The organism is Amycolatopsis sp. NPDC104587, from assembly GCF_055583645.1.
In genome coordinates this window covers 485,728-497,789 of the sequence record NZ_JBVJNO010000007.1, presented here as the reverse complement: position 1 = coordinate 497,789, position 12,062 = coordinate 485,728, and the positions used below count along the sequence as shown (strand labels likewise).

General features: G+C 72.7%; 12 protein-coding genes. 6 read left to right on the top strand and 6 right to left on the bottom strand.

Translation table 11 applies throughout. The features are described from left to right. Positions 1-3: 3 nt before the first annotated feature. On the bottom strand, positions 4-1,389 hold the full coding sequence (locus ACZ61C_RS24580; protein WP_465310143.1) for a carboxylesterase/lipase family protein: 1,386 nt from the start codon (positions 1,387-1,389) through the stop codon (positions 4-6). A gap of 192 nt (positions 1,390-1,581) precedes the next feature. On the opposite strand from ACZ61C_RS24580, the gene ACZ61C_RS24575 reads away from it, so the two are divergent. Together ACZ61C_RS24575 and ACZ61C_RS24570 are read left to right on the top strand one after the other, a co-directional pair. Further along, entirely contained in the window at positions 1,582-3,465 is a 1,884-nt protein-coding gene (locus ACZ61C_RS24575; RefSeq protein ID WP_465310142.1) for a Na+/H+ antiporter, read from the top strand. A gap of 10 nt (positions 3,466-3,475) precedes the next feature. Beyond that, positions 3,476-4,162, top strand: a complete 687-nt coding sequence (locus tag ACZ61C_RS24570; RefSeq protein WP_465310141.1) for a histidine phosphatase family protein — start codon at positions 3,476-3,478, stop codon at positions 4,160-4,162. Positions 4,163-4,168: 6 nt separating this feature from the next. Here the strand turns inward: ACZ61C_RS24570 and ACZ61C_RS24565 are convergent, their stop codons facing one another. Both ACZ61C_RS24565 and ACZ61C_RS24560 read right to left on the bottom strand, forming a co-directional pair. After that, positions 4,169-4,642: an MmpS family transport accessory protein gene (locus tag ACZ61C_RS24565; protein ID WP_465310140.1), complete on the bottom strand. Its 474-nt coding sequence runs from the start codon at positions 4,640-4,642 to the stop codon at positions 4,169-4,171. A gap of 118 nt (positions 4,643-4,760) precedes the next feature. Continuing rightward, entirely contained in the window at positions 4,761-5,186 is a 426-nt protein-coding gene (locus ACZ61C_RS24560; protein WP_465310139.1) for an NUDIX hydrolase, read from the bottom strand. 10 nt (positions 5,187-5,196) lie between these two features. Here ACZ61C_RS24560 and ACZ61C_RS24555 point away from each other — a divergent pair, with 10 nt between their 5' ends. The 4 genes from ACZ61C_RS24555 (at position 5,197) to ACZ61C_RS24540 (ending at position 9,163) form a co-directional block, all read left to right on the top strand. Continuing rightward, positions 5,197-6,330, top strand: coding sequence for a helix-turn-helix domain-containing protein (locus tag ACZ61C_RS24555; protein ID WP_465310138.1), 1,134 nt, complete (start codon positions 5,197-5,199; stop codon positions 6,328-6,330). Between the two features lie 105 nt (positions 6,331-6,435). Then, complete coding sequence (locus ACZ61C_RS24550) at positions 6,436-7,413, top strand: LacI family DNA-binding transcriptional regulator (RefSeq protein WP_465310137.1); 978 nt, start codon at positions 6,436-6,438, stop codon at positions 7,411-7,413. A 460-nt stretch (positions 7,414-7,873) separates the two neighbouring features. Next, the gene (locus ACZ61C_RS24545; protein ID WP_465310136.1) at positions 7,874-8,455 is read left to right on the top strand and encodes a DNA-binding protein; all 582 of its coding nucleotides are present in this window, start codon (positions 7,874-7,876) and stop codon (positions 8,453-8,455) included. Between the two features lie 51 nt (positions 8,456-8,506). Then, positions 8,507-9,163: an RES family NAD+ phosphorylase gene (locus ACZ61C_RS24540; RefSeq protein ID WP_257926625.1), complete on the top strand. Its 657-nt coding sequence runs from the start codon at positions 8,507-8,509 to the stop codon at positions 9,161-9,163. Here the strand turns inward: ACZ61C_RS24540 and ACZ61C_RS24535 are convergent. Genes ACZ61C_RS24535 through ACZ61C_RS24525 form a run of 3 tightly spaced genes read right to left on the bottom strand, consistent with a single transcriptional unit; the run spans position 9,145 to position 12,060 of the window. Next, entirely contained in the window at positions 9,145-9,780 is a 636-nt protein-coding gene (locus ACZ61C_RS24535) for an HAD family hydrolase (protein WP_465310135.1), read from the bottom strand. The genes ACZ61C_RS24540 and ACZ61C_RS24535 overlap by 19 nt on opposite strands. Continuing rightward, positions 9,773-10,105 (bottom strand): YciI family protein, encoded by a 333-nt coding sequence (locus tag ACZ61C_RS24530; protein ID WP_465310134.1) that lies wholly within the window; start codon positions 10,103-10,105, stop codon positions 9,773-9,775. Before ACZ61C_RS24530 ends, ACZ61C_RS24535 begins: the two co-directional genes overlap by 8 nt. A gap of 11 nt (positions 10,106-10,116) precedes the next feature. Continuing rightward, positions 10,117-12,060 (bottom strand): S9 family peptidase, encoded by a 1,944-nt coding sequence (locus ACZ61C_RS24525; RefSeq protein WP_465310133.1) that lies wholly within the window; start codon positions 12,058-12,060, stop codon positions 10,117-10,119. Between the last annotated feature and the right edge of the window lie 2 nt (positions 12,061-12,062).

The following is a 12,062-nucleotide window of genomic DNA, read 5'->3' as shown; positions in this document are numbered from 1 at the left end:
GGCTCAGTCCCAGAGCAGGCGCTGCTCGCGGTCCGGGTCGGACACAGTCGTGGAGACGTCGTCGAAGAGGCGCGTCACGCGGTCGGCGGGGGTGTAGCGCGGCCATCCCGGGTCGCCGGTGGTGACGAACCGGACCCAGGCGCCGGACATCTCCGTTGCCAGCGCTTGGAAACGCTCGGCCGGGCGGGTGCGGCCCGCGAACAGGAACCGCCAGTTCCTGTTGTCGATGTCGTCGAACACCAGCGGCAGGTCGAGCCCGTGCGGCGCGCCCAGGCCACGGCCCCGGGGCGCGATCCGCCAGTCGAGGCGGTACATCCAGGCGTCCGGCTGCTTCTCGGCGAAGCGGATCGCCGGGATCCACCAGTCCCCCGCGGTCAGCGCCCGGTTGCGGATCTGGTCCGCGGGCCAGTCGAGCAGCTCGGTGTACGCCGCGACGGCCTTCTCGATCTCGGCGTCGTCCAGCATCGTCGAGCCGACGCCCAGGAGCTTCGCGCCGCCGGACTGCAGCCAGCTGAAGAGGTCTTCCTCGTCGGCCGTCGTCCCGATGAGCAGCGGGACCTCGCGGACACCGTCGAGCGGGCGTTCCGGCAGCAGCTCGTCGCCGACGACCACGCGGTAGGTGACCTTCGTGCCGGACACCGCCGAAACCCGTTGCTGTGCTTCGAGAATCCGCTTCACCGGCAGGGTCGCGAGGTCGCCGGGGGCAACGTCCAGTTCGGACAGCACCGCCGAAGCGACCGCCGCGCCTTCGGCCGGGGTGTGCACGACCGAGCCGACGCCGGTGCCGCTCTGCACGATCGCCTGGTGGACGAGCCCGCGCGTGGCGGGCACGGCGAGCAGCGTCCCGACCGTGCGCCCGCCGTTGGACTGCCCGGCGAGCGTCACCCGGCCCGGGTCGCCGCCGAACGCGCCGACGTTCTCGCGCACCCACTCCAGCGCGGCGACCTGGTCGCGCAGGGAGAGGTTCGAATCGGCGACGCCGGGCAGGTGCAGCATGCCGAGCACCCCGAGCCGGTAGGCGACGGTCACGACGACCACTCCCCGCCGCGCGAAGGCGGACCCGTCGAACTGGTGCGGCGCGCCCATCACGCCACCGCCGCCGTGGATCCACACGAGCACTGGGTACGAACCAGGTTCCGAAGGGGCGTAGACGTTCAGATAGAGGCAGTCCTCGTCGCCGATGAAGCCGCGCCCGGTCAGCTCCGGCTGCGGCGCCCGGGTCGCCCACTTCGTCGCGTCGCGTTCTCCTGACCACGGCGTGGGCGGCCGGGGCGCGCGGAACCGCAGCTCCCCCACCGGCGGCTCGGCGTAGGGCACGCCGAGGAACGTCCTGACCCCGTCCCGCTCGGACCCGCGCAGGGTGCCCGTCGCGATCTCCACCGTCGTCACGGACCCAGCCTACGAACTTGGCTTGGAGCGCGCTCGAGCGTGTTGACTACGGGGACTCGGTCCGCCACGGCCTGCTCGGCGAGCAGGCCGACGGCACCTACGCCAGCACGGCGAGCCGGTTCGCTGGTCGCCGACGTGCTCCCCGAGCTGGCCAGGTGACACGCGCCGCGAGCGGCGGGTAATGATTACCCCGTGCACATCGCGGCAGAGATAGTGGCGCTGGTCGTGACGGTCCTCGTCGTCAGCGCCGTGGCGCGGCGGCTGGACTGGTCCGCCCCGCTGTGCCTGATCGTCGTCGGGGTCGGGGCGTCCTACGTCCCCGGCGTCCCCGAGTACCACCTCGACCCCGAGGTCGTGCTGCTCGGCCTGCTGCCGCCGCTGCTCTACTCGGCGGCCATCCAGACGTCGCTGGTCGACTTCCGGAAGAACCGCGGGGCGATCGGGCTGATGTCGGTCGGGCTGGTCGTGTTCACCGCGTTCGGCGTCGGGCTCGTCGCCTGGGCCGTGATCCCCGGCCTCCCGCTGGCCGGCGGGATCGCGCTCGGGGCGATCGTCGCCCCGCCGGACGCGGTCGCGGCCAGCGTCGTCGCCCGCCGGGTCGGCATGCCCCGCAAGCTGATCCGGCTGCTGGAGGGCGAGAGCCTCTTCAACGACGCGGCCGCGCTGGTCGCGCTGCGCACGGCCATCGCCGCGCTCGCCGGCTCGGTCAGCTTCTGGCAGGTCGGCGCGGACTTCCTGCGCGCGGCCATCGGCGGGATCGTGCTCGGGCTGGTCGTCGGGTTCGTGGCCGCGTTCATCCGCGCCCGGCTGAACGAGCCGGTGCTGGACACCGCGCTGTCGTTCGCGGTGCCGTTCATCGCCTACATCCCGACCGAGGCGATCCACGGGTCCGGCGTGCTCGCCGTCGTCGTCGCCGGGCTCATCCTGGGGCACAAGGCGCCGAAGATCCTCTCCGGCTCGGCCCGGCTGGCCAGCAGGCTGAACTGGCAGACCATCGCGTTCCTGCTGGAGAACATGGTCTTCCTGCTGATCGGCCTGCAGCTGCGGCGGATCCTGTCCGAAGTGGGCGAGTCCGGGCTGTCGCTGGCCATGCTGAGCTGGATCTGCGCGGCGGTGCTCGCCGCGACGATCTTCACGCGGATGCTGTGGCTGATCGGCATCGGCACCGTGAAGCGGCTGGAGCGGCGGTTCCTGCCCGGCAAGACCCGGGCGAAGATCTGGCCGTGGCGCTACTCGGCGGTGATCTCCTGGGCGGGCATGCGCGGGGTCGTCACGCTCGCCGCGGCCTTCGTGCTGCCGGCGGACACCCCGCAGCGCGCGGTGCTGGTGCTCGCGGCGTTCGTCGTCGTGGCCGGCACGCTCGCCGTGCAGGGCATGACGCTGCCGCCGCTGATCCGGCGGCTGCGCCTGCCGCGGCCGGACCCGGCGGAGGACGCGCTGCAGGAGGCGTCCGTGCTGCACGACATGACCACCGCGGCGCTGGCGAAGCTCGAGGAGATCCAGCAGCCGGACGACCCGCCGGAGATCATCCAGCGCATCCGCGACCGGCTGCAGAACCGCTCCGACTCCGCGTGGGAGCAGCTCGGCAGGCAGAGCGTCCTCGCCGAGACGCCGAGCGACGCCTACCGCCGGCTGCGGATCCAGCTGCTCGAAGTCGAACGCGAGCAGTTCCTGAAGGCCCGCGACGCCGGCAGTGCCGACGACGACGTCCTGCGGAAGGTCTTGGAGCGGCTCGACATCGAAGAGTCCATGCTGGACCGCGACGAGGAGGAGCCCGACGTCGAAGGCCGCGAGCTGCGCACCCCCGCCGCGACGGCCGGTTCGTGCAAGCACCTGGCCCACGAGTGGGTCGACCGCGACCCCAGCTCGCCGGACACCTGCGCCGCCTGCATCGAGGAGGGCACCACCTGGGTGCACCTGCGGATGTGCCTGAAGTGCGGCAACGTCGCCTGCTGCGACTCCTCGCCGCGCCGGCACGCCACCCGGCACTTCCACGAATCCCGCCATCCGGTCATGCGCAGCTTCGAGCCGGGAGAGACGTGGCGATGGTGTTTCGTGGACAAGCAGCTCGGCTAACCTCGGGGCCATGACGACGCCTGAGCAGGAGATCGAATACCGCCAGCACCGGTTCGCACCGCCGTCGGGGGCGACCGAGATCTTCCTGGTCCGACACGGCGAATCCGCTCCCGCGCGGGCCAGCCGGCCGTTCGACCTCGTGGACGGCCAGGCCGACCCGGACCTCGCGCCGGAGGGCCGCGACCACGCCCAGCGCGTCGGCGTCCGGCTGGCCGGCGAGCGGATCGACGCGATCTACGTGACGACCCTGCGCCGCACGGTGCAGACCGCGGCGCCGCTGGCGGAGAAGCTGGGGATCACGCCGGTCGTCGAGCCGGACCTGCGCGAGATCCACCTGGGCGACTGGGAGAACGGGCTGTTCCGGAAGCACACGACCGACGGCCACCCGATCGTCGACCGGCTGTGGGCCGAGCAGCGCTGGGACGTCATCCCGGGCGCGGAGTCCGACGAGGCGTTCGGCGCCCGGCTGCGCGGCGCGCTGACGCGGATCGCCGCCGCGCACCCGGACCAGCGCGTCGCGGTGTTCACCCACGGCGGTGTGATCGGCGAGGTGTTCGCGCAGGCCAGCCGTTCGGTCGAGCGCTTCGCTTTCCTCGGCGCCGACAACGGGTCCGTCTCCCACCTGGTGCTGCACGGCGACAACTGGATCGTGCGGCGCTTCAACGACACGTCGCACCTGGCCGGCCCGCTGGGCTGAGCTCGCTCAGACGGCGCAGCTGAAGACGCGCCCCGGCTCGGTCACGGTCTTCTCGGCGACGACGGCGCCGTCGACGACGACCCGGCAGCGCAGCTCGCCGGGGCCGGGGTTGCGCGCGGCGATCGAGTAGAACTCGGTGCGGCCGGCCGGGCCGACCCGGGTGAAGGCCGCCGACCACGGCGTCGTGACCTGGGCCTGCTGGACCAGCGCCGACCCCTCGGCGGCGTAGGTGACGTTGCCGGCGCCGTCCGCGCCGAGCAGCTCGTAGACGACGGAGTGGCTGACGGTGGCGACGGCGGCCGGCACGACCGGCGCGGCGACGGGTGCTTCCTTCGCCGGGCCGCGTGAGGACCGGGGGACGACGTACGACGTCACCGCGAAGGCCGCGGCGAGCACGACGAGGACAACAACGACGTTTCCGGCCGGCTTGGCCCGGCGCGCGCACTCACGGGCCGGCTCGGTCGCGGTGGGAACACCCATGGAGAGGTCTTCTCTCGTCGCGCGCACTCCCGTCGAGTGCGTCGTGTATATCTCGCCGTGACCTCACTGCGCGTTAGCGGCGTTTCGCGAGAAGTCCAACTTTCACCCAAACGGGTGCTCAGTCCACCAGCCCCGCCTCGGCGAGCATCCGCAGCACCCGCTGCCCGGCGGGCGGGCAGACCGAGGCCTCGGCCGAGCTGAGCCAGGCGGCCTCGGCGATCTCCCGCGACGGCGACGGCTCGCCCGTGTGCTCGGCGGTGTAGCAGGTCATCCGCACCAGCCGGCCGTCGGCGAACCCGTCGGCCTGCTCCTCGAGGGCGGCGAAGAACCTGAAGCTCAGCGGGTCGAGCTCGACGCCGAGCTCTTCGCGGATCTCGCGGCACAACCCCGCGACGTCGCCTTCGCCCGGTTCGCGTTTGCCGCCGGGGAGGTAGAACTTGGCTTTCCCGCTGGTGCGGACCGACAGCAGCCGCCGGTCGCGGACGTGGATCCAGGCCAGTGAGTCGATGGGTTCGGTGGAGTTTTTGTCGGTCCCCGGGTGCATGATGCGGAGTATGTACGAAGAGGCGGCGCCACCCGGCCCGCTGGCGGGCGTGGCCCGCTGCGTGTGGCGATCGGCTTCGGCGGGCCCGAAGCGAATCGTCCCCGACGGCTGCCTGGACCTGGTAGCAGGCGACGGCGGGGTGTTCGTGGCGGGCCCGGACACGGCGGCGTGGTCATCGGTGACCCGGCCGAACGCGGAGCTGCGCGGGGTCCGGTTCACGCCGGGCCGGGCGTCGGCGGTGCTGGGCGTTGCGGCGGACGAGCTGCGCGACCGCCGGGTCACGTTGGGAGAGTTGTGGGGACGCTCGGGGGAAGTACTGGCGGAGCGGCTGCTGTCGGGTGAGTTGACGCCCGCGCAAGCGGTTGCGTCTCGGCTTTCGGCGGCGGAGGTCGCGCCGGTGGATCCGGCGGTGGCGGCGTTGATCGACCGGCTGGACGCGGGAGCCGCGAGGGTCGCGGAGGCGGTCTCGATGCTCGCGCGGCCGGTGGTTGAGCCTGCCGCTGAAGCCGGACTCGCCCCGCTTCACGTGTACTCCGCGGAAGCGGCGGCTGAGCTGGCTCGGCGAGGCGGGCAGGTCACCGAAGCCGAACTCGCCCGGCTTGGTCGGTCGCACGTGTCGTCCGCGGCAGCGGCGGCCGAGCTGGCTCGGCGAGGCGGGCACCTCAGCGAAGCCGAACTCGCCCGGCGTGGTCGGTCGCACATGTCCTCCGCAGCAGCCGCAGCCGAACTGGCCCGGCGAGGCGAGCACCTCTGTGAAACCGGACTCGGTCCGGCGCATGCCGCCTACGCTGCAGCGGCGGCCGAGCGGACTCGGCGAGCCGGGCCCGGGCCGGATCTCGTGGCGGCACGGGTCGAAGATCCCGCCCCTTCCGTCACCGTGAGTGAGCGGCGGCTGCGGCGACGGTTCGTCCAAGCGGTGGGTTACGGCCCCGCCACCTACCTCCGCGTCACCCGGTTCCAGCGCGCCGTCGCGCTCGCGCCGCACACTTCCGGGCTCGCCGCGCTGGCGGCCGCCGCCGGGTATGCCGACCAGGCGCACCTCAGCCGGGACTGCCGGGCACTGACCGGGCTCACGCCCCGCGTCTACTTCCCCGGTCCCTCCACTGTGGACGCGCCGGTGCGTGACCGGCGACGTTCGGCGTAACCCGTGCGGGCTAACCGAAGGGGAATATCGAGCCGGGAAGTAAGCGGACGGTAAACGACCACCAAGGGCGCTATTCTCCCCTCGACGAGTGATCAGGGAGGGCGTGTGGCCACCATCAGCGACGTCGCGGCGAGGGCCGGCGTCTCCACGGCGACCGTGTCGCGCGCGCTCAACGGGAAGTCCACTGTGGACCCGACGCTCGCCGCGCGGGTGCAGGAGGCCGCCGCCGAGCTGGGGTATCACCCGAACGGGCTGGCCCGGAACCTGCGCCGCCAGGAGACGGCCGTGCTCGCGCTGATCATCTCCGACGTCGAAAACCCGTTCTTCACGGCCATCGCGCGCGGTGTCGAGGACCTCGCGCAGCGGTCCGGGTACTCGGTCGTGCTCTGCAACTCCGACGAAAACGAGGAGAAGGAGCGCCGCTACATCGAGGTCGCGCTGCAGGAACGGGTCGCCGGGGTGGTGCTCTCGCCCACCGGCCGGTCGACGAACGTCGAAGGCCTGCGCCGTCAGGGCACGCCACTGGTGGCGGTCGACCGGCCGTTGCCGGCCGAGGCGGGCGACCAGGTGCTGGTCGACACGCGCCACGCCGCCGCCGAGGCGACCCGGCACCTGCTGGCCGGCGGCTACCAGCGCGTCGGCTGCCTCACGGGCCCGGCGGGCGTCCGCACGGCCGACGACCGCCTGGCGGGCTACGCCGACGTCGTCGGCGAAGCGAACGTAGTGGCACGGCGAGCGGAGTACCGCGCGGAGGGCGCCCGGCTGGCGGCGCTGGAGCTGCTCGACGAGCCGTCCCCGCCGGACGCGCTCCTGGTCGCGAACAGCACGATGGCGATCGGAGTGCTCGAAGCGCTCTCGGCACGCGGCCTGCGCTCCGGCCGCGACGTCGGCATCGTCTCGTTCGACGACGCCCCGTGGACAACGCTGATCGACCCCCCGCTCACGGTGGTCGCCCAACCGGCGTACGAGGTCGGCCGCGTGGCGGCGCAGCTCTTGCTGGCGAGGATTTCCGACAGCGGCCGCGATGCGACGACGACAACGCTGGAAGCCCGGCTGATCGAGCGGAAGAGCTCCCGCCGCTGACCCCGGCCGGATCGCGCTCGCACTCAGAAGGTCGGCACGCGTACCTGGACGAACGACACTCGCACCCAGCGGCCGACACGCGCCGAGAGCATCGGCTCTCGCGCCCGGGGAGGAGTCAGCTCGCGTGCGGAGGGGGCGGGACAGACGTGCCTGGGGGGCCGGCTCGTGCCAGGCCCCCCAGGCACGCCCCACCCCCTGTGTCCCCCATGGCCGGCGCCAACCCGCCGGATCCTGTGAGCACGGAGCGGAAATCGTTTACTCACACGGAACGTAAAGCCGGACGCGCGGAGTGTCAAGCCTGGACAACCTCGCTCGTTCCGGTCAGACTAGCCGGAAGTTGCCTACTCAACGTGTTGACTTATGTGCGTTAAGTGTCGATCTCTGGTGAATTCGCCCACAGATCGGGCAAGAAACCGCACGAACCCGCACATGCGCGCTGTTTCGGGTTAATCTGAACCGCATGTCTGTAGCGCTGGAGAACATCCTCGCCAAGGCGGGCCTGAAGGTCGACGCGAACGAGTTCCTCACGCTCGTCGAAGACGCGGCGCGCAGACTGTCCCCACCGAATCCGGATCCCTCGCACTACTTCTCCGCCGACCAGCGGGCCGCGCTCGCCGACGTCGGCCTCGACCTCTCGCCGAGGCGCGAAGAAGAGCCGGACTTCCGGGCGCGCACCGTCGCCGCCCACGCCGTGCTCGCCGAAGGCGCGCTCAGTGTCAACGAAGCCGCGAAGGCCCTCGGTGTCGACGACAGCCGGATCCGGCACCGCCTCAAGGAAGGCAGGCTGACCGGCTGGAAGGACAGCGGCTGGCGGCTCCCCGCGTGGCAGTTCGCCGGCTCCGGGGTGCTGCCCGGCCTGGAGGTCGTCCTCAAAGCCCTGCCCGACGACCAGCCCGCGCTGGTCGTCGCCGCGTTCATGAGCACTCCCCAGCCCGACCTGGTGATCAACGACCACCCGGCGACGCCGCGCCAGTGGCTCCTTTCCGGGGGTGACCCGGAGCACGTCGCGCGCCTCATCGCCACGCTCGGCTCGCCGTTCTAGGCTGGACCACCCCGAGCAAGATCACCGACAAGGACGGACCACCCCCGACCCATGGCCCGGCTACCGCTGCCGCCCGCCCGATCCGTCCTGGTCCGGCAGCTGAACCGCGCCAACGACGTGGTGACGGTCCAGCCCGCGACCAGGCTGGTGCGGATCTTCACGGCGCACGGCAACCACCCCCAGCAGTGGAACTCGTTCCGCTACACCGGCCCGCTCCCGCACGGCCGGTTCGACCAGCAGTCGCCCGGCCGCGGCGGCGCGCCGGTCACCGACCCCGCGAACGGGGTCCTGTACTTCGGCCTCACCGTCCGCACCTCGGTCGCGGAGGTCTTCCAGACCAGCTCGACGGTCGACCGCCGCACGCGCGGCCCCCGGCTGGTGGTCGTCCGCCCGACCCGCACCCTGCGCCTGCTCGACCTGACCGGGCTCTGGCCGACCCGGGTGGGTGCGTCCCAGGAGATCTCGAGCGGGCCGAAGAAGCTGACGCAGGCGTGGGCGCGCGCGATCCGCGGCGCGTTCAGCGACCTCGACGGCCTCTGGTACCGCTCGTCGATGGACTCCGGCGACCCCGCGATCTGCCTCTGGGACCCGCCCGCGGGCGCGGCGCTGCCGATCGCGCCGGACGTCCTGCTGCCCCTGGACCACCCCGGCCTGGACGTCCCGCTCGGCCGCGTCTGCGAAGAGCTGAACTACACGCTGCTGAACTGAGCCTCGAGCAGCGGGACGATCGCGCGCAGGTCGTCCCCGTCGACGAGGTGGGTCGCGACGGCCCGCGCCGCCGGAGCCGCGTTGAACCCGATGCTCATCCCGACGGCGGCGAACAGCGGCAGGTCGGACCGGCTGTCCCCGACCGCAACGCACCGCTCCGGCGCAACCCCCCGGGCCAGCGCGAAGTCGCGCTTGCCGTACTCGTCCAGGTGCGCGGCGACGCGGCCGGTGTAGCGCCCGTCCGCGGTCTCGGGCACGGGCCCGCAGTAGGCGGTGAACCCGAACCGGCCGGCGAGCATCCGGCCCACCGGCGTCCACGCGAGCGTCGTGAGGATCGGCACGAGACCGTGGTCGTGGCACCACGCCACCGTCTCCGCGATCCCGCCGACCAGCGGCAGGGTCTCCAGCCGGGCCGAGACCTCGGTTTCGGTGTGCCCGGCCCAGCCTCGGGCGTCGATGACCGACGCTTCCTGGTTGGTCATCCGGCCCGCGTCGTAGGCCGCTTCGGCCGCCACGAGCTCGGCCTCGTGGCCCAGCGCCGCGGCGACCCACGCGCAGGAGCTCGTGCCGGGCACCAGGGTGCCGTCGACGTCGAAGCACACCAGGCCGTCAGCCAAGGGTGCCTCGCGGGCAGACGAACCCCACGATCTCCGACGCGATCAGCCCAGCCTGCTCGGCCGGGTCGGCGTCGAGGATCGCCCGGGTCTCCGCTTCCGACGTCCGGAAGAACGCCACCCCCGTCACCGGCAGCGACGCCGATGGCTCCGGCACCGAGCCCGCGAACAGCAGCGAGCCGGCCGCCTGCTGGGCGCGGGCCGAGGACAGGTGCCGGGCGCGGAGCTCGCGGGCCATCTCCTCGGAGATCTCGCCGGCGCGGGGACCGGCCCGGAACAGCACCATCCGCCAGGTCTCGAGCTCGAAGTCCACCTCGGGCACCGTCATGGCACGTCAAGCTACAGCTGCCGCGCCCACCATTCCAGGATCGCTTCGAACCGCTGGACGCGGTGCCGCGGCCGGCCGGAGCGGGACAGCTCGTGGCCCTCGCCCGGGAACAGCAGCAGCTCCGCCGGCGCGCCCGCCCGCCGCAGCGCGACGAACATCCGCTGCGCCTGCTCCAGCGGGCACCGCCAGTCCTGCTCCGAATGCACCACCGCGAACGGGATCTTGATCTGCGCCGCGTAGGTGAGCGGCGACCGGTCGCGCTGCACCTCCGGCGACGTGCCGATGTAGGAGTCGACGAAGAAGTAGCCGATGTCGGAGCTGCCGACCATCGAGTCCCACGCGTTGACCGCGCGCTCGCTCCACGCCGCCTTGAACCGCTCGCCGTGGTGGGCCGCCAGCCAGCTCGTCATGAACCCGCCGTACGAACCGCCCATGATGCCGACGCGCGAGGCGTCCAGGTCGGGCCGCTCGAGCGCCACGTCGAGCAAAGCCAGCACGTCGTCGACGTCGACCGTGCCGAACGCCTCCGTGATCGCGTGGCCGTGGGTCTGCCCGTAGCCCGCCGACCCGCGCGGATTGCCGAGCACCACCGCGTACCCCGCGGACGCGTACACCTGGGCCTCGTCGAACACCGCCCAGTCCTGCTGGGTGAACGGCCCGCCGTGCACCACGCGCAGCACCGGGTGCGGGCCCTCGCCCTCGGGCAGCACCAGCCAGCCGTGCACCGGGTAGCCGTCCGGCGCGGTGGTCTCCAGCTCGACGAGCGGCCGGATCCCCTTGTCCCGCAACGGCTTCGAGTAGTCGGTCAGCACGCGCGGGGCGCCGTCGCCGAGCAGCACGACCTCACCCGACGTCGACGGCGTCGCGAGCACCGCCGCGAGCACCGTGCCGTCCAGCGTGAACGACCGCACGACCGTGCGGTCCGCGTAGACCACCGCCAGGTCGGAGAGCGGGGCGTCCGTGGCGGTGACGGCGACCGCGCGCAGCTCGACCGCGCCGCGGTGGCGGACGGCCACGAGCACGTCGTCGCCGCGCGGCGCCGGTGGGCCGGCGGAGGTCTCGCAGTCCACCGTTTCGATGTCGGTCAGCCGGCGGGCCTTCACCGGGCCGACGCCGAACTCCGGCGTGGCCGCGTAAAGCCCGGTCATCGCGGCTTCGCGATGCTCCTCAAAGGACTGTCCGAAGTAGAACAACGTGCCGTCGGCGGCGAACACCGGGTGCTCCGAATACCCCGCCGTGCGCACGACGACCTCGGGCTCGCCGCCCTCGGCGGAGATCGCGCAGACGTCGCGCGCGTCGCTCTCGGCCGCGCCCCAGTCCGGCGGCGCGGTGAAGACGACGCGGGCGCCGTCGGGCGTCCACACCGGGTGGGTCACGTCGAAGCCGTCACCGGTCAGCGGCTCGGGTTCACCGGGCCCGTCCTCGGTCGTGTCGAGGACGAACAGCCGCTGCATCCGGTCGCGCAGGAAGCCGACGTCGTCGATCCGGTAGTCCATCCGCGTGATCCGGCGCGGGGCCTCGGCCACGGATTCCGGAGTTTCGCCGTCGGTGTCCTCGGTGCCGTAACGACCGGCCTCGGGCACCCGCGCGGTGAAGGCGACACGCCGCGAGTCCGGCGCCCAGACCGGCTCCCCGGCGCCGAGGTGCAGCGACGTCAGGCGCCGGGCCTCCCCGCCGCCGGCCGGCATGACGTGCAGCTGGGGGCTCCCGTCGGCGCCCTTGCCCTCCCCCGCGCGGAGGAACGCCACCCAGCGCCCGTCCGGGGAGATCGCCGGCGCCGAGTCGCGCGGACCGTGGGTCCACGCGGCTTCACCGCCGTCGAGGGACACCCGCCGCAGCGCGCTGTGCGCGGCGTTCGTCTTCAGGTCGGGTTTCTTCAGCGCGGTGAGCAGCAGGTTCCCGCGCAGGGCGGGACGGCCGGGGACGACGATGTGTTCGATGTCGGCAGGACGCACGT

What these genes read in the sequence shown, in the direction of transcription:
- ACZ61C_RS24545 (WP_465310136.1), top strand. Translation starts at nt 7,874, where the DNA reads ATGTCTGTAGCGCTGGAGAACATCCTCGCCAAGGCGGGCCTGAAGGTC.
- ACZ61C_RS24555 (WP_465310138.1), top strand. Translation starts at nt 5,197, where the DNA reads ATGTACGAAGAGGCGGCGCCACCCGGCCCGCTGGCGGGCGTGGCCCGC.
- ACZ61C_RS24560 (WP_465310139.1), bottom strand. Translation starts at nt 5,186, where the DNA reads ATGCACCCGGGGACCGACAAAAACTCCACCGAACCCATCGACTCACTG.
- ACZ61C_RS24570 (WP_465310141.1), top strand. Translation starts at nt 3,476, where the DNA reads ATGACGACGCCTGAGCAGGAGATCGAATACCGCCAGCACCGGTTCGCA.
- ACZ61C_RS24565 (WP_465310140.1), bottom strand. Translation starts at nt 4,642, where the DNA reads ATGGGTGTTCCCACCGCGACCGAGCCGGCCCGTGAGTGCGCGCGCCGG.
- ACZ61C_RS24530 (WP_465310134.1), bottom strand. Translation starts at nt 10,105, where the DNA reads ATGACGGTGCCCGAGGTGGACTTCGAGCTCGAGACCTGGCGGATGGTG.
- ACZ61C_RS24540 (WP_257926625.1), top strand. Translation starts at nt 8,507, where the DNA reads ATGGCCCGGCTACCGCTGCCGCCCGCCCGATCCGTCCTGGTCCGGCAG.